The organism is Enterobacter sp. ECC-175 (assembly GCF_043968675.1).
GTDB lineage: Bacteria > Pseudomonadota > Gammaproteobacteria > Enterobacterales > Enterobacteriaceae > Enterobacter.
Genome location: NZ_CP143776.1, coordinates 4,478,447 through 4,497,532, shown reverse-complemented (window position 1 = coordinate 4,497,532; position 19,086 = coordinate 4,478,447). Strand labels below are relative to the sequence as shown.

Sequence of the window (19,086 nt, the reverse complement as noted above, 5' to 3'; positions counted from 1 at the left end):
TAGTTAAATCATGACGCAAACCTATAACGCTGATGCCATTGAGGTACTCACCGGGCTTGAGCCGGTTCGCCGCCGCCCGGGGATGTACACGGATACCACGCGCCCAAACCACCTGGGCCAGGAAGTTATTGATAACAGTGTGGATGAAGCGCTGGCAGGACATGCCAAACGCGTTGACGTCATCCTGCACGCCGATCAGTCGCTGGAGGTTATCGACGACGGTCGCGGCATGCCGGTGGATATCCACCCGGAAGAGGGCGTGCCCGCCGTTGAGCTGATCCTCTGCCGCCTGCACGCGGGCGGTAAATTCTCCAACAAGAACTACCAGTTCTCCGGCGGTCTGCACGGTGTGGGGATCTCCGTGGTCAACGCCTTGTCCAAACGCGTGGAAGTGAACGTTCGTCGCGACGGTCAGATCTACAACATCGCGTTTGAAAATGGCGAAAAGGTGCAGGATTTACAGGTCGTCGGCACCTGCGGCAAACGCAACACCGGCACCAGCGTCCACTTCTGGCCTGACGGGAGCTTCTTCGACAGCCCGCGCTTTTCCGTTTCGCGCCTGACGCACCTGCTGAAAGCCAAAGCGGTGCTGTGCCCGGGCGTGGAAATCACCTTTAAGGATCACGTTAACAACACCGAGCAGACCTGGTGCTACGCCGATGGCCTGAACGACTATCTGTGCGAGGCCGTTAACGGCCTGCCGACCCTGCCGGAAAAACCGTTTGTCGGTAACTTTAGCGGCGATACCGAAGCGGTGGACTGGGCGCTGCTGTGGCTGCCGGAAGGCGGCGAACTGCTGACCGAAAGCTACGTCAACCTGATCCCGACCATGCTCGGCGGGACGCACGTCAACGGCCTGCGTCAGGGCCTTCTGGATGCGATGCGCGAGTTTTGCGAATACCGCAACATCCTGCCGCGCGGCGTGAAGCTGTCGGCGGAAGATATCTGGGACCGCTGCGCCTACGTGCTCTCCGTGAAGATGCAGGACCCGCAGTTTGCCGGCCAGACCAAAGAGCGCCTGTCGTCGCGCCAGTGCGCGGCGTTCGTCTCCGGCGTGGTGAAAGATGCATTTACCCTGTGGCTGAACCAGAACGTTCAGGCCGCGGAAATGCTGGCCGAAATGGCGATCTCCAGCGCCCAGCGCCGTCTGCGCGCGGCGAAAAAGGTGGTGCGTAAAAAGCTCACCAGCGGCCCCGCGCTGCCGGGCAAGCTGGCGGACTGTACCGCGCAGGATCTCAACCGCACCGAGCTGTTCCTCGTAGAAGGGGACTCGGCGGGCGGATCGGCCAAGCAGGCGCGCGATCGTGAATATCAGGCGATCATGCCGCTCAAGGGTAAGATCCTCAACACCTGGGAAGTGTCGTCTGATGAAGTGCTGGCCTCGCAGGAGGTACACGATATCTCGGTGGCGATCGGCATCGATCCGGACAGCGACGATCTGAGCCAGCTGCGCTACGGCAAGATCTGCATCCTCGCGGATGCGGACTCCGACGGCCTGCACATCGCCACGCTGCTCTGCGCGCTGTTTGTGAAGCACTTCCGCACGCTGGTGAAAAACGGTCACGTCCACGTGGCGCTGCCGCCGCTGTACCGTATTGACCTCGGCAAAGAGGTTTACTACGCGCTGACGGAAGAAGAGAAAGCGGGCGTGCTGGAACAGCTCAAGCGCAAAAAGGGCAAGCCGAACGTGCAGCGCTTTAAAGGGCTGGGCGAGATGAACCCGATGCAGCTGCGTGAAACGACGCTGGATCCGAACACCCGCCGCCTGGTGCAGCTGACGATCAGCGATGAAGACGAACAGCAGACCAACGCCATGATGGATATGCTGCTGGCCAAGAAGCGCTCGGAAGACCGACGCAACTGGCTGCAGGAGAAAGGCGATATGGCGGATATTGAGGCCTGATGCTTTACCCCTCACCCTAACCCTCTCCCCTTTGGGGAGAGGGCCGGGGTGAGGGGGAAAACCCCACTCTGACATCAAAACTCCATCTTCACCGTAAACTGCACTTCGCGCGGATCGCCGATCTGGTTGCCCAGGTTATTGGTCGCGATAGAAGAGGTGTAGTAGGTCTTATCAAACAGGTTTTTCACGTTCACCTGCAGCGTCACCGGATACTGTAGCTTCATCTTATAGGCCGCAAAGGCATCCGCCACGAAGTAGCCCGGCAGATAATAATCCGCTCCGTTGGTCGCCGATCTGCGGCTCACGCCGTGCCCGCCGCCGCCAACCGTCAGCGTGTTCCCGGCAAACGCATTGTGAATATCGTACGTCAAGAACAGCGAGCCGGTGTGGCGCGGTACGTTCGGCAGCGGCTTGCCCGCGTAGTCCGGGTCTTCCAGCACTTTCGCATCGGTATAGCCGTAGCTGGCAATCAGGTTAGTGTTTTCGGTCAACCGTCCCGCGAGATCCACCTCCACGCCCTGCGAGCGCACGCGGCCCGCGGTTTTGGCGACGGTTTCATCGCCCACGCTTTCGGTGTACAGCACGTTGCGCTTGTGAATATCAAACAGTGCGATGTTGGCCGTAACGCCGTCGAACAGGTCGAATTTCGCGCCCACTTCGTAAGCATTTGACGTTTCCGGCGGCAGGTCTCCGATGTAGCTGGCAATCGACGACTGCGGCATAAACGTCTGCGAATAATTGACAAAGAGCGACACGGCCGGCGTGAGCTTGTAAACCAGCCCCAGCTTCGGCGTCCACCGGTCGTCGCGGCTGTCGGTGTTGACGTTAAACGGGCGGCCTTTTCCGGCGTACTGGGTGTAATACTGGTAGCGCAGCCCGGCAACGGCGATCCACCGGTCGGTCAGATAGAGCGCGTCCTGCGCGTAGGCGGAATAGCTCTCCTGCTTGATGGTTTGATCGCTGTCGGAGGCCGACACGGTCGTGCATTTGCCGGTATTGCCGTAGGACGGATCGTAAATATTAAAATCCTTCACGTTCTTGCAGCGGATCATGTCCGTGCGCAGCAGATCGTAATTCTCATAGGAGACGCCGGTCAGGATCTCGTTATAGAACCCGGCGATATCCACGTTGCCCTGCAAATCAGCGCGGGTGGAGTGCATTCGCTGGGTCGATCCCTGCGTCGCATCCACGCGGCGGGTGAGGTTGCCCGTTTTGGCATCGTAGGCCATTACCCGCGCCTGATTATCGCTGTACTTGTCCTGGCTAAAGCCGTAGTCAAATCTGGCCGTCCACTGGCTGTTCAGGCGGTATTCCGCGTTGAGCTGCGCCAGATCCGAGACGCCGTCCGTCACGTTGAACGGCTCGTCAAAGCGGGTTTTGCGATCGACGTTGACCGCCTTTTTGGTATTCGGATCGAAGATCGTGCCGCGATCGAACGGCGTTTTATAGTCGCGGTGTGAATAGAGTACGGTCACGGTGGCGTCATCGCCAAACCACGTCAGGGACGGCGCGATGAACGTGCTGCGCTCGGTGCCGAAGTTGCGCCAGTAGTCTTCATCCTGCACCTCGCCCGTCAGGCGATACGCCAGGCGCGTGCCTTCGATCGGGCCGGTGAGGTCGAGCTGGCCGGTGCCGCCGCCAAAGCTGGACGACGTCGCCGACATCGAGCCGCCGAAGGTGGTTTCAGGGCGTTTAGTCACAACGTTGATCAGCCCGCCCGGGTCGAGAATGCCGTAGAGCGTCGAGGCGGGACCTTTCAGCACCTCGACGCGGTCGGTTGCGGCGTTAAAGCTGCGCGGCAGCACGGTGCGCAGTCCGTTGGTCATGATTGATCCGTCGCGGTTCGCGCCAAAGCCGCGGCGCACAAACGCGTCCTGCGTGCCGCCCAGGGTGTTGGTCTGCACCACGTTGCTGACGTTATAGAGCGCTTCGTCAAGCGTGGTGGCGTGCTGATCTTCCAATACCTTATCGCTGACGGTATTCACCACCTGCGGGATATCCAGCATCGGCATGTTGGTCAGCGTGGCCGTGGACGTATTGAGCGGCTGATAGCCGCTGGTTGCGTCAGGCGCCGCGTTTGGGCTGGCGACCACGGTGAGCGTTTCGCCATCCTGCGTCGTTTTCTCCGCCGCGTGTCCCAGAGGCGCTAAAAAGAGGAGTGAAAAGAGCGCGCGCCCTTTAACCCCTGCATGAAAAGGTGTGAACGTAGCCATTACATCTGTTATCCCAAATAACCCGCGAAGAAAGGTTCGCGCAAGCGTGTGTGAGTCATTGCCCTTACGGTCCGTTCGTTAGCCGCGGCGGGCCTCGAACTTGTAATTGAGAATCATTCAATCATGAGGCTATGTAGTAGTAAATGGGAAATGGAAAAAATTGACTACAGCGAAGTTTCACAAAAAGGGTCTTCTGATTTTGTGGGTTAATTTATTGAAAATAAATAATTTATTGTGAAGGTGGTAGGGCTATATTTCCGCTGTAATCCCTGGTGTGAGCAAGGTATTTATCCGCTTGACTACTACATGGCGCAGCGGCAAACTTCTCAAAAGAGAATGAGTTTTATTTTTATTTATTTGATTTTATTACGTTGGCATTCACGTGGCGCACAACCTCAAAAATCCTGGCCTGGTTCTGGAGAACCTGTCCGCGGGCTACCACAAAAAAATCATCGTCGATGATATTTCCCTCGCTATCCCGCAGCAGAAAATGACGGTGCTGGTGGGGGCGAACGGCTGCGGCAAATCCACGCTGCTGAGCACCCTTGCGCGCCTGCTGCATCCGCTCGGGGGCCGCGCCGTGCTGGACGGCAAATCTATCCACGCGCAGCCCACCCGGTACGTCGCGCGGCAGCTTGGCATTTTGCCCCAGTCGCCGCTTCTGCCGGAGGGATTAACCGTGTTCGAGCTGGTCTCCCGCGGGCGTTTCCCCTGGCAGAATTTTATGCGCCAGTGGAGCGACGATGACGAACGGGCCGTCGAGGAAGCCCTGCGCCTGACGGGCACGGCGGCGTTTGCCGATCTGCCCGTTGAAAGCCTCTCCGGCGGCCAGCGCCAGCGCTGCTGGATTGCCATGGCGCTGGCGCAGCAAACGCCGTACATCCTGCTTGATGAGCCAACCACCTTTTTAGATCTGCGCTATCAGGTGGAGATCCTCGAATTGCTCCACGATCTCACTCGCCGCCACGGGCGCACCGTGGTCGTGGTGCTTCACGATCTTAATTTCGCCGTCAACTACGGCGATTCGCTGGTCTTTTTGCGCCAGGGCAAGGTCGAGGGCGTTATTCACGAGGGCGATAGCTGTACGCCGGAGCTGATCAAAGCGGTGTTTGACGTTGACGTGCATATGTCGACAAACCCAATGACCGGCAAACCGTTCTTTATGCCGTTTCGCCCAGCGTCCAGAGCATCATGATCCGCATCCCTCTGGCTTTTCTGCTGCTGTCGCTCCTGCTGTTAGCGGGGGCGGTTGCGCATCTCGGGATCGGCGCGCGCGCCATCGCGCCGCAAACGGTGGTGCAGGCGTTTCTCCACTTCGACCCGCGTAATTTTGACCACAGCATCATTATCAGGCTGCGCCTGATCCGCCTTTGCGCGGCGATGGTGACGGGTGCGGCGCTGGGCGTGGTCGGGGCGTTGCTGCAATCGGTGATCCGCAATCCGCTGGGCGAGCCGCACATTCTCGGGCTGAACGCGGGAGCGGCGCTGGCGGTGGTTTTGACCAGCGCGCTGGGGCTCACCCTGCCGTTTGGTCGCCCCCTGATTGCCGCTGCCGGTGCCGCCGCGCTGTTTTTGCTGGTGCTGACGTTTTCCTCCGCCGGGCGAGCCGGGCTAACGCCGATGAAGGTGACGCTGTGCGGCGTGGCGATGTCGGCGTTCGCGTCGTCCATCACCGCCGCGGTGCTGATTCTGGACGAGCAGACCCTGCTGGCGATGCGAACCTGGCTGGCGGGCGATTTAGCCGGCGTAAGCATCGACGCGGTTCGCGCCGCGGCCTGGGCTGCCGGAGCGGGATTCATGCTGGCGGTCTGGCTGTCGCCGTCGCTGAATATGCTGGCTCTCGGGGATAGGATGGCGCAGGGGCTGGGCGTCTCGCTGCTCAAAACCCGGCTGTTCGCGCTGCTGGCGACGGCGCTGCTGTGCGGCGCGGCGGTCTCCCTCGCCGGTCCGATAGGCTTTATTGGCCTCGTGGTGCCGCAGCTCATCCGCCGCCTGGTGTCGGTGGATTTACGCCTGATGATACCGCTTTCGGCGCTGTGCGGGGCGCTGGTTCTGCTGGTGGCCGATATCGCGGCCCGCACGCTGTTTGCGCCCTACGAGCTCGCCACGGGCGTGGTGACCGCACTGGCCGGCGCGCCCGTATTTATCCTCGTTGCGGCGAGGATGTTCAAATGAATCGCGCCGGGCTGCGGGCGATCCGCGCGGGCGCGTTCTCGGCGCTGATCCGCCCCAGGGCGATGATCGTGCTCGGGCTGCTGACGATGGCGGGCGTGGCGCTAATGGGCTTTGGCCTGATCCACGGCTCGCTGCCGATCCCCGGCTCCGCTATTGGCCGCGCGCTGTTCATGCCGGAGAGCCTGAGCGCTGACGCGCGCTACATCGTCATGGATATCCGCCTGCCGCGCCTGCTGATGGCGGCGCTATGCGGCGCGATGCTGGGCGCGGCGGGGGCCGCGATGCAGTCGATCGCCCGCAACGGGCTGGCCGATCCGGGGCTTATCGGCGTCAGGGAAGGCTGTAGCGCCGCGGTGCTGCTGATGATGTTCCAGTTTCCGGCGCTGAGCCTGTTCTGGCGGCCGCTGATGGGCATGGCCGGAGGCGTATTGACCGCGCTGCTGGTGGTCGTGCTGGCGCGCGATATTTCGCGTCCGCGGTTTATTCTGATCGGCATCGGCGTCTCGTGGGCCTTGGCGGCGGCGATGGGCGTCTTTATGACCACCGCGGACGTGCGCGACGTGCAAACGGCGATGCTGTGGCTGGCGGGCAGCCTGCATGCGGCAAGCTGGCCGCTGGTCGGCATGGCGGCGGCATGGGCGTTCCCGGCGTTCGCGCTGCTTCTCTTAACCGCCCGCGCGGCGGACGTCGCCCTGCTGGGCAACCCGGCGGCAACGGGGCTGGGCGTGCGAACCTCGCGCCTGGCGCTGGTGCGGGTATTCGCTCCGGTGATGCTGACGGCGGCCTGCGTCTCGTGCGTGGGCAGCATCGGTTTTGTCGGCCTCATTGCGCCGCACATGGCCCGCCTGGTGCTGCGCGGCGGGCAGGCCGCGCTGCTGTCGGGAAGCGCCGTGCTGGGCGCGCTGCTGGTGCTGCTGGCGGATAACGTCGGGCGGCTGGCCTTTTTACCGCTCCAGCTTCCCGCCGGGATCGTGATTTCGCTTATTGGCGGCCCCTTTTTCCTGCTGCTGCTCTGGCAGCGCCGTGACCGATTCTAGAGGTATCTGATGCGCATACTGATTTCTGTGCTGTTGCTGGTGGGCTTTGCGGTAAGCGCAGCTGAGCCGACGCAGACCTTTACGGACGATCTCCATCGCAAGGTGGTGGTGCCGCTTCACCCGAAGCGGATCGTTTCGCTGCACGATCTGGACATCACCATTCCGCTGATTGAGCTTGGCGTGCCGCCGGTCGCCAGCCACGGCCGCACGCGCCCGGACGGCAGCCATTTCCTGCGCTCCAGCGGCATGCTGACGGGCGTAGACTTTGATAACTCCGACATAAAATTCATCGGCACCGCCGATATCGACATTGAAGCCATCGCCGCCGCTAAGCCGGATCTGATTATCACCGAGCCCACCCGCAACACGCCGATCGCGCAGCTGGAAAAAATCGCGCCGACGGTGAGCATCGATCACCTCGACGGCGGTGCGCCGGAGATTTACCGCAAGCTGGCGCAGCTGACCGGCACCCAGGCGCGGCTAAAGATCCTGGAGCGTCGCTATCGGGAGCAAATCAAGGCGCTGAAGGCGACCGTCGACACCCGCAGGATCGCCGTCTCGGTGATTCAGGCCAATCAGGGAAAAATTACCGCCATGCACAGCTACCACTCGCTTGGCCGCGTGCTGCGCGACGCCGGGTTCAGGTTCCCGCCGCTGATTGACAGCATTCCCGACGGCGGGCGCATCGACGTCAGCGCCGAGCGCCTGCCGGAGCTGGATGCCGATTTTGTCTTTGCCACCTGGCGCGGGGATACCGGCGGAACGCCGCAGGACGAGCTGAAGGCCATGGAGGCGGTGATGCCGGGCTGGTGCCAGTTCCTCAACGCCTGCCGTACCGGGCGTTACGTGCTCATCTCCCGTGAAGAGGCTATCTCGAACTCGTTTGCCTCCCTGGGGCTGATGGCCGCGCAGGTGCAGTCGCAGATTGCGGGTCGTCCACTGCCGGAGGCGTCGCGGTGATTCGAAAAGACAAAGCGCGGGTGGATATTTACGGCGATCGCTTTCGCACGCGCGGGCACCAGCTGACGCCGCGCCTGCTGCTGGTGGCACGCTATATCAATGAAAACCGGGAAGCGGTACTCGAGCAAACGGCGATGGAGATTGCCAGCGTGCTCAAAACGTCGGATGCCACCGTCGTGCGCGCCATTCAGGCCCTCGGCTTTGCCGGTCTGCGCGATTTAAAACAGACGCTGGAGCAGTGGTTTGGGCCAATTGTGACCTCCAGCGAAAAGATGTCCAGCACCGTGGGCTTGTTGACCAGCGACGTCAACGCCAGCATCGACTTTGTGCTTGAGGGACACCAGCATACCTGCGCGGTTCTCTCCGAGCCCGCCAACCGCTACGCGCTGGCGCAGGCGGTGGCGCTGCTGTCCCAGGCGCGACAGGTGGCGATTTTCGGCATCGGCGCGTCCGGCATTTTGGCCGAGTACAGCGCGCGGCTGTTCAGCCGCATTGGCCTGCCCGCGACGGTGTTGAACCGCACCGGGATAGGGCTTTCGGAGCAGCTGATCGCCCTGCAGCGCGGGGACGTGCTGGTGATGATGGCGCAGAAATCCGCGCATCGCGAAGGCCAAACGACGCTGCGCGAAGCGAGGCGGCTCGGCATTCCCACCATCCTGCTGACCAACGCGCTGGATTCGCGCTTTAGCAAAGAGGCGAGCGTGGTGATCCACGTTCCGCGCGGCGGCGAGAAGGGCAAAATTCCGCTGCACGGCACGGTGCTCGTGTGCCTGGAGATGATGATACTGTCCGTCGCCTCCACAGAGCCGCAGCGCACCATTAAGTCGATGAAGCGCATCAACGAGTTTCACCGTGGGTTAAAGCCGGGGAAGAAGAGTGGGTGATTTTCGCCCTTTCCCAAAAGGCTCAGGTATCCCCAGGAAATTTTTAACCAGAAGCAATTAAGGTTTTATCAAGAGAATTAATAGCTTAAAGCGACACCCTGGTCTGGCTGAAAATCGCTGAGGCGTTTCCTGCAGGCCGGGGCGCCGCGCAGGGATGCGCGGCGAGTCCCCTTAACACGTTCACAAGTATTGTGATTTCAGAGTAGCAAGGCTCGTAAAGTGAACGGAATTACCACCACAGCCGTATGTTCACCCTCACCCCAGCCCTCTCCCTGAATGGAGAGGGAGTATTCTGTGCCTGCTGTAATATGTGCGGATCCCTCAGCCCCTGAGGGTGAGAGCATCAAACCGCCCGATGATTCTTCCGGTACTGCAGCGGCGTCTCGCCAATTCCTTTCTTAAACGCGCTGATAAACCACGTCACGTCGGAAAACCCTACCTGCGCGGCAATGTCGCGCACGCTCGTGTCCGAGTGAAGCAGGCACTCGCAGGCCTTGCGCAGCCTTAGCGTATTCAGATAGTCGTGGATCTTCTCCCCCGTTTCCGCATGAAATTTCCGCGACACGTAGCTGCGCGAGATGCCCAGCTCGGCCGCCAGCGCGTCCAGGCGGAACTTCTGCTGATAGTGCTCTTCCAGCCAGAACATCGCCCGGCTGGCGACCCCCTGGCTGCTGCCCGGCGCGCCGTCCTCCACGTCCGGCAGCATGGCAAACAGGCCGATCAGCAGCCCCGCGATGCGCTCGCCGGTCATCGGCGGCTGGTAGCAGCTAAACAGGTGCGTGATATGGCTGTGGCAATGGGCCATGTCCGCCACCCACGCCGCGCCTCCGCGCCGTGACAGCGCCCGCAGCCGCTGCTGCGTGTGCGGAAAATCACGCAGCACGTTCATCACCGCATGCTGATCGAGATGAATAATCGTGCGCCGATAGATGGCCTCCGCCCGCTCGTCCACCCTCACCTTATGCAGCGTAAACGGCGGAAAGAAAAACAGCCGCCCGGGGCGCATGGTGAAGTGTTGATTATCGACAATCGCCACGCCAAACCCCTCCTCGACGTAGAGGATCTCCAGACACTGGTGCCAGTGGTGATAGCGAACGGTGTTGGCATACAGGCGGCTGAAGGAGGCAACGGTATTGTTCAGCGTAATCAGCTCGAGATGTTCCGACGTTGGCGTGTCGCGCATGGTGCAATAAAACTCAACTTTTTCCCGTCAAAATCCATTTATAAACCACCATTTTAAATTTTATCAACTGGAGGTTTATTAAACGCTCCCACCTGTGACGCGGCTAACATTTCTCCACCTCATGCTTTCACTATCCTTGGCCGCAGTTGACGACGAGGGCGAACCTATGTGGGCGGTAAATAACGAAAAATCAAATCCGTTGTCTTCGCGACGGGATGTGGCGGCGTCGCTGAAGACGATGCTGGCGGCGCTGGATGCGCAGTTTCCGGCAGGCAGCTCGCGCTTTTCGCTGGGTGAGACCTGCGCGCACTACGCGACGGACATTGCGCAGATGGAGGGACTTTCTCGCGCGCTCTGGGGGCTGTTTCCGCTGATGGCGTCCGGCGAATCCGAGCCCTTTAGCGAGAAGTACCTTACCGCCATTAAGCTTGGTACCGATCCGCACGGCGAAGGCTACTGGGGCGAAACCGGCCCGTACGACCAGCGGCTGGTGGAGATGGCGGCCTACGGGCTCGGGCTGGCGCTGCTGGGGAATACGCTCGCCGAGCGGTTTAGCGAGCGCGAGCTGGAAAACCTGCACGCGTGGCTCAACCAAATCACCGACGCGCAGATGCCGGACAGCAACTGGAACTACTTCGCCGTTATGGTCCAGCTCGGTTTTAAGCGCGCCGGGCTGCCGTTTGACCAGCATGCCATCGACCGTCGCTTTGCGATGATGGAAGCCTACTACCTCGGCGACGGCTGGTATTCGGACGGCCCCGGCAGGCCGAGGGATTACTACATCTCGATGGCATTCCACTTCTACGGCCTGATTTACGCCACCCTCAGCGGTGACGAGGCGAGGGCGGGGGGGCTGCGCGAGCGCGCGCGGCTGTTCGCACGGGATTTTATCTACTGGTCCGCCGCCGACGGCGCGTCGGTGCCGTTTGGCCGCAGCCTGACCTACCGCTTTGCGATGGTTGCCTTCTGGAGCGCGGTCGCGTTCTCCGGGCTGGACGCGTTCACGCCGGGCGTCGTGAAGGGCATTATCCTGCGCCACCTGCGCTGGTGGCAGCAGCAGCCGATAGCCGACCGCGACGGCATTCTGACCCTCGGGTTTGCCTACCCGAACCTGGAGATGTGCGAGGACTACAACTCGCCTGGCTCGCCGTACTGGGCGCTGAAAACCTACCTGATCCTGGCGCTGCCGGAGGATCATCCGTTCTGGCTGGCGGAAGAACAGCCGCTGCCCGCGCTGGCCGAAAAGCACGTGATTCCGCATGCCCGGCAGATCCTTATCCATGCGGAGAACTCCCGGCACGTCACCATGCTCACCGCGGGGCAGCTTGAGCTGAACAATTACGTTAACACCGAGGCCAAATACACCAAATTTGCCTACTCCAGCCGCTTCGGCTTCACCATTGAGCGCGGGCGTTTTGGGCTAAAGCACGCCGCCTGCGACTCCATGCTGCTGCTGGCCGACGGCGATGACTACTATCGCGGCCGCCGAGAATGCGGGGCGGTACGGGTGGACGAAAACTACCTCTACTCGCACTGGTCGCCGTGGCATGACGTTCACATCGACACCTGGCAAATACCGTTCGGCGAGTGGCACCTGCGGCTGCACCGCATCCACAGCGCGCGCCGCCTGCAAACGGCGGAGGGCGGGTTTGCCGTCATGAAAGCGGAGCACCGGCTTCGCGAGCGCGGCTGCTACCTGGCCGCAGAGAACGGCTACAGCGCGATTGTCGATCTCTCGCCGGAGCTGGCGCGAGAGCCGGACAGCATCGTCACCCCGCCGAACAGCAGCATCATGTTCCCGGAGTGCGCCTCTATTCCGCTGCTAAAAACTGAGATTCCGCAGGGCGAAAGCTGGCTCTGCTGCGCCGTGACGGCCAGCGAAAAACAGCGCGCTGCGGCGACTCCGATACTGAGCATCACCCGCGGCCAGGCCGTGATTCGCGATCCCGAAAGCGAGCGCCTGCTGTCGTTCACATTATAAAAAACCTGACCCCTACACGTCGGCGAGGATGGTATGAAAACGTCATCTACAACAAGCAGAACCGAATATTACAAAATCAGCAGCTTTATCTTTCTCTACTTCTTTACCTGGTCCGCCAGTATTGGCCTGCTGGCCATCTGGCTCGGGCAAAAGGCCAACCTTAGCGGGTCGGTGATTGGCACCGTGTTTGCGGTTAACGGCGTTTTCTCGGTTATTCTCAAACCGATCTACGGCTATATTCTCGATAAGATCGGCATGAGCAAATACCTGCTCTATTTTGTGGTGGCGATGTCCGCCCTGATGGCGCCGTTCTTTATTTATGTCTATCAGCCGCTGCTCATGTCCCACACCCCGATCGGCATTATCGTGGGTGCGCTGTACCTGAGCTTTGCCTGGTACGCGGGCGTGGCGGCGTGCGAATCCTATTCCGACCGCTTTAGCCGCCTGAACGGCATGGAGTTCGGGCAGATCCGCATGTGGGGATCGCTCGGCTGGGCGGTGGCATCGTCCTTTTCCGGCCTGCTGTTTAACCTCTCTCCGGCGTATAACTTTATGCTGGGCAGCGTGGCCTCGGTGGTGATGCTGATTGTCCTGCTGACGCTGGAAGTGAACACTAACTCAGTCCACGCGGGCGAGGTGCTGACCAAAGAAAAAATCGCCCCGTCGGACGTTTACGCTCTGCTGCGTAACCGCAAATTCTGGGCGTTCTGCCTCTACGTGGCGGGCGTGGCGTGGATGATGTTTATTGCCGAGCAGCAGTTCTCGCGCTATTTCGTCACCTTCTTTGACGATATTCACCAGGGCAACGCGGTGTTTGGCTATCTGGGCACCGTGCAGTCCGGGATGGAATTTGTCATGTATATGGTGATCCCGCTGTTCGTTAATTTCATCGGCGCCAAGCGCGGGCTGTTAATTGTTGGGCTTATCGTTGGGGCGCGCCTGATTATTTCCGGCATCTGTGACTCGCACTTATTAATCTCGATTCTCAAGCCGCTTTACGGCCTGGAGATCTGCCTGCTGCTGGTCTCCGTTTTTAAATACATCGCCGAGCATTTCGACAAGCGCGTGAATGCCACCATGTATTTACTCGGCTATCAGGCGATGCTCTACCTTGGCAACGTGGTGGTCTCTTCCCCTGCCGGCTATATGTATGACCGTATTGGCTTTGAGCACACCTATATCATCATGGGCGCAACGGCGCTGACCTTTACCCTTATTTCTGCTTTTACGTTATCCGCCTGTCAGAGCAAATGGCGCGGGGCTCGTGCGCTGAACGTAGCAGAAACGTCAACACGATAAATTACGCCGTCAAAGAAGGAACCGAAATATGTTAAGTCGTATCAAAGAAGAACGTCTGCCTGTTATCGCTGCGCCCGTTGACTCCCGCGCATTCAGCGATGAACTGAATTCGGCGCGCAGACACGTTCTTGACCTGATTAGCCGTCATTTAACGGAGTTCGGCGACAAATTCCCGGCGGAAACCTGCCAGAACGGTTTTTATCCGCTGACCGACAACGTAGAGTGGACCACCAGCTTCTGGACCGGGCAGCTCTGGCTCGCCTGGGAGATGAGCGGCGAGGAAAAATTCCGCGCGATGGCGGAAAAGCACGTCCGCTCGTTTGGCCTGCGCATCGCCGGGCGTCATGACACCAACACCCACGATTTAGGCTTCCTGTACACGCTCTCCTGCGTGGCGGCGTGGCGATTAACGGGCAACCGCGAAGCGCGCGGCTTCTCGCTGCTGGCGGCGGAAGCCCTGCTTGAGCGCTTTCACGAGAAGGCGAAGATCGTTCAGGCGTGGGGCGATCTGGCCGATCCCGAGCAGGCCGGGCGGATGATCATCGACTGCAACATGAACCTGCCGCTGCTCTACTGGGCGACCGAGCAGACGGGCGATCCGCGCTTTGCCAACGCCGCGAAGGCGCACGTGATGCAGGCGGCAACGTACCTGGTCCGCGACGACGCCTCAACGTTCCATACCTACTACATGGACGTGGCCACGGGCGCGGCGCGCTACGGCAATACCCAGCAGGGCTACGCGGACGACTCCTGCTGGTCGCGCGGGCAGGCGTGGGGGATTTATGGCTTCCTGCTGAGCTATATCTACACCGGCGATAGCAACATGATTGGTCTGTCAAAACGGCTGGCGAACTACTTCCTCAACCGCCTGCCGGAGGACTACGTTTGTCACTGGGATCTGGCGCTGGTGGGCACCGACGCCCTGCGCGACGCCTCCTCTGCGGCGATCGCCGCGTGCGGCCTGCTGGAGCTGGTGAAGCATCTGCCGGTGACCGATCCGGATCGCGAGCGCTATCTGGACTGGGCGAAAGCGATCGTCTCTTCGCTGACGAAGCATTACCTGATGGGCAAAGAGGAGAGCGGTACCGGGCTGCTGAAGCACTCGGTTTACCATCTCGCAAGCAATAAAGGCGTGGATGAATGCGCAAGCTGGGGAGATTACTTCTACGTAGAGGCGCTGATGCGGTTAACGCAGAGCTGGAAGCCGTACTGGTAAACGTCGGGGCGAACCCCGACGCACAGGTTACGCCTTAGGAATACGTAGCGTCTGCCCCGGGTAGATTTTATCCGGGCTGGAGAGCATCGGGCGGTTGGCCTCGAAAATTTTGTTGTACTGGTTGGCGTCGCCGTACACGGTTTTCGAGATGGCGCTCAGGGTATCGCCGGATTTCACCGTATAGTAGGTGGCTTCGTCTTTGGCATCCGTCGCGGTAATGTTGTTCTCCACCTCGCTGACGCCTGCGATGTTACCGACCGCGACCTGGATTTTCTCTTTCTGCTCCTGGGTCAGCCCGTCGCCCGTGACGCTGGCTTTGCCGTCGGTCACGTTGACCTGCACTTTATCTGCACCGGGAATGTTAAGTTTCTTAAGGTGTTCCGTGACCTTGTCGGACTGGCCCTTGTGGTCAGTCAGGTTGTCCCAGAGCTTTTCGCCCGCTTCTTTCACGAAGTTAAAAAGTCCCATTCCTTCCTCCTGTTAGACATGACGTCAGAATAAGCATAGCAGTTGGGCGATAAGGCGATAAAAAAAGCCCGGTAGCGCTAACGCTTGCCGGGCCTGAATAGAGGGGGAGGGGAAACTTAAACCCCTTGCTCCAGAATGCGGATGTGGGTTTCCAGCACGTCGCCTTTTACCGCGTCGCTCCACGCCTTCATGTGCGCGGTTTGCAGATGCGCTTCAAGGTGCGCGACGGTTTCCCACTGTTCAACCATGATGATGGAGTCCGGCGCGGTGGCCTGGAAGCTCGCCTCTGTCGCGGCATCCACCATCGGCGCATAGCCGTGGCAGCCTTCTTCTTTCAGCACGGTCGGGATAATTTTCGCGAACTGATCCAGCACGGCCTGACGGTGATGTTGGCCCGGACGCGTACGGATTTCAGCAATAACGGTAAGCATAATTAACTCCTTCTAATTCCAGCCTAACAGTTAAGCAAAAATTTCCGCCAGATGCTTGCGATATTCTGCGATATAGCGCGGGACGTCAGGCATTTTAATCACGTCGTTAACGATAAAGGTCGGCAGCGGCTCCATGCCGAGGAACTGGTTGGCCTTGTGGAACGGCAGATACGCGCCGTCTACGCCCACGCCTTCGAAGAACTGATCGCTCTCGGTGAAGGCTTCAATCGGCGCGTTCCAGGTCAGGGAGAGCATATATTTTTTGCCCTGAATCAGGCCGCCGGAGCCGTATTTTTTAGACGCGTCGGAGCGGGTGCGGCCGTCGCTGGCGTACAGCGAACCGTGGCCTTCGGTGAACACGTCGTCGATGTATTTTTTCACCGTCCACGGCGCGCCCATCCACCAGCCCGGCATCTGCCAGATGATGGTATCGGCCCACAGGAAGTTCTGCACTTCCGCCTTAACATCGTAATCGCCGTCCGCGCGCACGACCTTAACATCATGCCCGGCGTCGCGCAGGAAGCCGTCCGCGACCTCGGTCAGGGTGTCATTCAGCTGGCCTTTAGAGTGCGCAAATTCTTTTGCGCCGTTGATAATCAGAATGTTGCTCATTATTTGTCCTCGATGGGGAGAGTATGCCGGGCATTGTACGCGCGAGAGCGGGCCGGAAAAATGAGCAAAATGTGTAAAGTCTTTTGCGTGTGGCGCAATAATCCCTATCCGCTCACCGTCACCCTGAAGCCGCCGTCAGGGGCATTGTTCATGACGACGCGCATGCCGTGCAGGGCGGCAATCCGCTTCACGATGGATAACCCCAGCCCGCTGCCGGTCTCATCCTGCCCCGGCGGGCGGTAAAAGCGCTCGCCGATGCGGGCCAGCGCGTCGGGCGCAATGCCGGGGCCGTTGTCCTGAACGGTGAAGCCGTGGGCGTCGAGCGTTACGTCGACCACGCTGCCGCGCGGGCTGTAGCGCACGGCGTTATCCAGAAGGTTGCGAACCAGCAGGCCGAGCAGCAGCGGCTGGCAGGCGCGCGTGACGTGCGGGGCGTTGACGTTCAGCCGGACCTCAATGCCCGCCTGCTGCGCCGGATGGTAGATATCCATCACCGCCGACTGCAGTAAATCCGCCATCGCCACGGTTTCAACGTCGTCAAGGTTATCCAGCGAATCCAGCCGGGAGAGGGTCAGGAGCTGATCCACCAGCCGGGACGCGCGATCGATGCCCGCGTGCAGCTGCGCCAGCGCCCTGGCCTGCGCCTGCGGATCGTCCACGTACAGCTGCGCCACGTCGGTTTGTACCTTCAGCGCCGCCAGCGGGCTGCGCAGCTCGTGGGCAGCGTCTGAGGTGAAGCGGCGCTCGCGGGCCATCATCTCCTGCGTGCGCGCAAACAGGTGGTTGAGCGCGTCGAGCAGCGGGCGCACCTCCGTCGGCACGCCGTCGGTGGGCAGGCTGTCCGTGGCGTCCGGCGAGCGCCAGCGCAGCGTCTGCGCCAGCTTTTTCAGCGGCCTGAGCTCGCGGCTCAGCAGCAGGACCAGCAGAAGCAGCATCACGGGCAGCGCGACCAGCCACGGCGTCAGCTGCGAGCTGACCACGTCCAGCGCCATCTCCTGGCGGTACTCCCACTCCTGCCCGACCACCACGCGGTGCTTGCCGTCCGGAGACGTTAGCCACAGGAAGCGCCATTCGTCGCTATCGTCAATCAGCCGTCCGTCGTCAAACCCGTCGCGGCGATAGTGATACGGAATATCGCGACCGTTTTCACCGTCGTTCAGCACCATTTTGCCGTCGGTGTCGAAGATGGCGAACGCCAGCGCGTCGTCGTCCAGATGCCCGTGTCTGGCCTTTTTCGGCACCTCGCGCATTCGCTCCGGCGCGCGAATTTCGTCCAGATCCATCGTCAGCAGGCGCTTGGCAAACAGCATCTGCTGGGTATCGAATAATTTATCGAGCTTATGTGCGGTCTGCTGCCAGGCGACGATGCTGGCGGCAAACCAGGCGGCCAGCGAGAGCAAAAGGAAGAGGAGCGTCAGGCGCAGCTTCAGGCTTAGCTTCATGCGTCCCCCAGGGTATAGCCGATGCCGTGCACGGTGCGGATAAACTCGCTGCCGAGCTTGCGGCGAAGATGGTGAACGTGGACCTCCACGGCGTTGCTGGACACATCGTCATCCCAGCCGTAGAGTTTTTCTTCAATCTGCCTGCGCGGCAGTACCCGTCCGGCGTTGCGCATCAGCAGCTCCAGCAGGGCAAACTCTTTGGGCTTGAGGGTGAGGGTTGCGCCGTCCAGCGTGGCGACCAGGCTTGTCGGGTCAAGCGTTACCCTGCCGTGACGCAGCTCGCTGCGCGCCTGGCCGTGGCTGCGGCGCACCAGTGCTTCGAGCCGCGCCGCCACTTCAATCAGCGCGAAGGGCTTACAAAGGTAGTCATCCGCGCCCAGGCGCAGCCCCTCCACGCGCTGGTTCAGCGCATCCCGCGCCGTTAAGATCAGCACTGGCTCGCTGCGCCCGCCTTCGCGCCATTCGCGCAGGATGTCGAGACCGTCCATTTCCGGCAGCGTCAGGTCAAGCACCACGGCGTCGTAGGGGGCGGTATACATTGCCGCGCGGCCGGTTTTACCGTCGGTGAACCAGTCCACGCTAAACCCCATTTTAGTCAGCCCGGCCTTGATGCCGTCGCCAATCAGCCTGTCGTCTTCTACCAGTAAAATGCGCATGTTCCCTCCTTGATGCCGCCAGTAAACCTTCTGTTTACCTGCGCTGTACAGAAAAAATAAATAAATTTTCCCCTTAAGAAGTTGTTAAGGATTACCCTGTTTAATGGACTGCGAAACGACATTAAAGGGAGAGTTAAGATGAAAAAATACGCTGCAATTGCTGCCATCATGATGATGACCACGGCCCCTGTTTTTGCCGCGCAGGGCGGTTTTAACGGCCCGTCCGCCACCGCCGCGCCAACGCAAACCCAGCAGGGCGGTTTTGTTGATAACAACGCCAACCTGACGACGGCGGCAAAAGTGAAAGATTTGAAGGACGATGCCTGGGTTAAGCTGCGCGGGAACATCACCGAGCGTCTGTCCGATGACCGCTACACCTTCCGCGACGAAACCGGCACGGTGGTGGTTGAGATCGACCACAAGCGCTGGAACGGCGTGACCGTCAGCCCGCAGGATAAGGTAGAACTGCAGGGTAAAGTCGATAAAGACTGGAACGAGTTTGAAATCGACGTGAAGCAGGTTATCAAGCTGAACAAATAACCCGGAAAGGGCCGCTGATGCGGCCCTTTTTCTTTGTGACTCAACTCGCCAGATAGGGTAGTATCTGCGGCAATATTGCCTGAAAC

General features: G+C 60.4%; 17 protein-coding genes. 10 read left to right on the top strand and 7 right to left on the bottom strand.

All coding sequences use genetic code 11. The features are described 5' to 3' along the window. Positions 1–10: 10 nt before the first annotated feature. Positions 11–1,903 (top strand): DNA topoisomerase IV subunit B, encoded by a 1,893-nt coding sequence (gene parE, locus V1599_RS21250; protein WP_112010774.1) that lies wholly within the window; start codon positions 11–13, stop codon positions 1,901–1,903. Between the two features lie 74 nt (positions 1,904–1,977). Here the strand turns inward: parE and V1599_RS21245 are convergent, their stop codons facing one another. Further along, complete coding sequence (locus V1599_RS21245) at positions 1,978–4,116, bottom strand: TonB-dependent siderophore receptor (protein ID WP_395300812.1); 2,139 nt, start codon at positions 4,114–4,116, stop codon at positions 1,978–1,980. Between the two features lie 382 nt (positions 4,117–4,498). On the opposite strand from V1599_RS21245, the gene V1599_RS21240 reads away from it, so the two are divergent. The 5 genes from V1599_RS21240 to V1599_RS21220 are packed head-to-tail and all read left to right on the top strand — an operon-like array spanning position 4,499 to position 9,172. Continuing rightward, positions 4,499–5,311 carry an ABC transporter ATP-binding protein gene (locus tag V1599_RS21240; RefSeq protein ID WP_395300811.1) on the top strand — a complete coding sequence of 271 codons (813 nt, stop codon included), beginning with the start codon at positions 4,499–4,501 and terminating at the stop codon, positions 5,309–5,311. Beyond that, positions 5,308–6,291 carry a FecCD family ABC transporter permease gene (locus V1599_RS21235; RefSeq protein WP_395300810.1) on the top strand — a complete coding sequence of 328 codons (984 nt, stop codon included), beginning with the start codon at positions 5,308–5,310 and terminating at the stop codon, positions 6,289–6,291. The genes V1599_RS21240 and V1599_RS21235 overlap by 4 nt, the downstream gene beginning before the upstream one ends. Next, positions 6,288–7,328: a FecCD family ABC transporter permease gene (locus V1599_RS21230; RefSeq protein WP_395300809.1), complete on the top strand. Its 1,041-nt coding sequence runs from the start codon at positions 6,288–6,290 to the stop codon at positions 7,326–7,328. The genes V1599_RS21235 and V1599_RS21230 overlap by 4 nt, the downstream gene beginning before the upstream one ends. A gap of 9 nt (positions 7,329–7,337) precedes the next feature. Beyond that, positions 7,338–8,288, top strand: coding sequence for an iron-siderophore ABC transporter substrate-binding protein (locus V1599_RS21225; RefSeq protein WP_395300808.1), 951 nt, complete (start codon positions 7,338–7,340; stop codon positions 8,286–8,288). Further along, the gene (locus tag V1599_RS21220; RefSeq protein ID WP_395300807.1) at positions 8,285–9,172 is read left to right on the top strand and encodes a MurR/RpiR family transcriptional regulator; all 888 of its coding nucleotides are present in this window, start codon (positions 8,285–8,287) and stop codon (positions 9,170–9,172) included. Before V1599_RS21225 ends, V1599_RS21220 begins: the two co-directional genes overlap by 4 nt. Before the next feature lie 343 nt (positions 9,173–9,515). On the opposite strand, the gene V1599_RS21215 is transcribed toward V1599_RS21220, so the two are convergent. Then, the gene (locus V1599_RS21215; protein WP_395300806.1) at positions 9,516–10,355 is read right to left on the bottom strand and encodes a helix-turn-helix domain-containing protein; all 840 of its coding nucleotides are present in this window, start codon (positions 10,353–10,355) and stop codon (positions 9,516–9,518) included. 166 nt (positions 10,356–10,521) lie between these two features. On the opposite strand from V1599_RS21215, the gene V1599_RS21210 reads away from it, so the two are divergent. Genes V1599_RS21210 through V1599_RS21200 form a run of 3 tightly spaced genes read left to right on the top strand, consistent with a single transcriptional unit; the run spans position 10,522 to position 14,851 of the window. Further along, positions 10,522–12,336, top strand: a complete 1,815-nt coding sequence (locus tag V1599_RS21210; RefSeq protein WP_395300805.1) for a DUF2264 domain-containing protein — start codon at positions 10,522–10,524, stop codon at positions 12,334–12,336. Between the two features lie 33 nt (positions 12,337–12,369). After that, the gene (locus tag V1599_RS21205; protein WP_395300804.1) at positions 12,370–13,635 is read left to right on the top strand and encodes an oligosaccharide MFS transporter; all 1,266 of its coding nucleotides are present in this window, start codon (positions 12,370–12,372) and stop codon (positions 13,633–13,635) included. A gap of 28 nt (positions 13,636–13,663) precedes the next feature. Further along, positions 13,664–14,851, top strand: a complete 1,188-nt coding sequence (locus V1599_RS21200; protein WP_395300803.1) for a glycoside hydrolase family 88 protein — start codon at positions 13,664–13,666, stop codon at positions 14,849–14,851. A 27-nt stretch (positions 14,852–14,878) separates the two neighbouring features. Here V1599_RS21200 and lysM read toward each other — a convergent pair whose 3' ends face one another. The 5 genes from lysM to qseB all read right to left on the bottom strand — a co-directional run bounded on the left by lysM (position 14,879) and on the right by qseB (position 18,460). Next, positions 14,879–15,319 (bottom strand): peptidoglycan-binding protein LysM, encoded by a 441-nt coding sequence (gene lysM, locus V1599_RS21195; protein WP_112010763.1) that lies wholly within the window; start codon positions 15,317–15,319, stop codon positions 14,879–14,881. Between the two features lie 116 nt (positions 15,320–15,435). Then, positions 15,436–15,750, bottom strand: coding sequence for a putative quinol monooxygenase (locus V1599_RS21190; RefSeq protein WP_297116249.1), 315 nt, complete (start codon positions 15,748–15,750; stop codon positions 15,436–15,438). A 30-nt stretch (positions 15,751–15,780) separates the two neighbouring features. Continuing rightward, positions 15,781–16,362 carry an NAD(P)H-dependent oxidoreductase gene (locus V1599_RS21185; RefSeq protein ID WP_297116246.1) on the bottom strand — a complete coding sequence of 194 codons (582 nt, stop codon included), beginning with the start codon at positions 16,360–16,362 and terminating at the stop codon, positions 15,781–15,783. Positions 16,363–16,466: 104 nt separating this feature from the next. After that, positions 16,467–17,804, bottom strand: coding sequence for a quorum sensing histidine kinase QseC (gene qseC, locus V1599_RS21180; protein ID WP_395300802.1), 1,338 nt, complete (start codon positions 17,802–17,804; stop codon positions 16,467–16,469). Further along, the gene (gene qseB / locus V1599_RS21175) at positions 17,801–18,460 is read right to left on the bottom strand and encodes a quorum sensing response regulator transcription factor QseB (protein ID WP_395300801.1); all 660 of its coding nucleotides are present in this window, start codon (positions 18,458–18,460) and stop codon (positions 17,801–17,803) included. Before qseB ends, qseC begins: the two co-directional genes overlap by 4 nt. A 138-nt stretch (positions 18,461–18,598) precedes the next feature. On the opposite strand from qseB, the gene V1599_RS21170 reads away from it, so the two are divergent. Further along, entirely contained in the window at positions 18,599–19,000 is a 402-nt protein-coding gene (locus tag V1599_RS21170) for a YgiW/YdeI family stress tolerance OB fold protein (RefSeq protein ID WP_395300800.1), read from the top strand. Positions 19,001–19,086: the final 86 nt, after the last annotated feature.

Bases quoted from the DNA above. Each gene is read 5' to 3' on its own strand.
- V1599_RS21235 (WP_395300810.1), top strand. From the start codon at position 5,308: ATGATCCGCATCCCTCTGGCTTTTCTGCTGCTGTCGCTCCTGCTGTTA.
- V1599_RS21185 (WP_297116246.1), bottom strand. From the start codon at position 16,362: ATGAGCAACATTCTGATTATCAACGGCGCAAAAGAATTTGCGCACTCT.
- qseC (WP_395300802.1), bottom strand. From the start codon at position 17,804: ATGAAGCTAAGCCTGAAGCTGCGCCTGACGCTCCTCTTCCTTTTGCTC.
- V1599_RS21205 (WP_395300804.1), top strand. From the start codon at position 12,370: ATGAAAACGTCATCTACAACAAGCAGAACCGAATATTACAAAATCAGC.
- lysM (WP_112010763.1), bottom strand. From the start codon at position 15,319: ATGGGACTTTTTAACTTCGTGAAAGAAGCGGGCGAAAAGCTCTGGGAC.
- V1599_RS21245 (WP_395300812.1), bottom strand. From the start codon at position 4,116: ATGGCTACGTTCACACCTTTTCATGCAGGGGTTAAAGGGCGCGCGCTC.
- V1599_RS21190 (WP_297116249.1), bottom strand. From the start codon at position 15,750: ATGCTTACCGTTATTGCTGAAATCCGTACGCGTCCGGGCCAACATCAC.
- qseB (WP_395300801.1), bottom strand. From the start codon at position 18,460: ATGCGCATTTTACTGGTAGAAGACGACAGGCTGATTGGCGACGGCATC.
- V1599_RS21225 (WP_395300808.1), top strand. From the start codon at position 7,338: ATGCGCATACTGATTTCTGTGCTGTTGCTGGTGGGCTTTGCGGTAAGC.
- V1599_RS21230 (WP_395300809.1), top strand. From the start codon at position 6,288: ATGAATCGCGCCGGGCTGCGGGCGATCCGCGCGGGCGCGTTCTCGGCG.
- parE (WP_112010774.1), top strand. From the start codon at position 11: ATGACGCAAACCTATAACGCTGATGCCATTGAGGTACTCACCGGGCTT.
- V1599_RS21215 (WP_395300806.1), bottom strand. From the start codon at position 10,355: ATGCGCGACACGCCAACGTCGGAACATCTCGAGCTGATTACGCTGAAC.
- V1599_RS21170 (WP_395300800.1), top strand. From the start codon at position 18,599: ATGAAAAAATACGCTGCAATTGCTGCCATCATGATGATGACCACGGCC.
- V1599_RS21200 (WP_395300803.1), top strand. From the start codon at position 13,664: ATGTTAAGTCGTATCAAAGAAGAACGTCTGCCTGTTATCGCTGCGCCC.
- V1599_RS21210 (WP_395300805.1), top strand. From the start codon at position 10,522: ATGTGGGCGGTAAATAACGAAAAATCAAATCCGTTGTCTTCGCGACGG.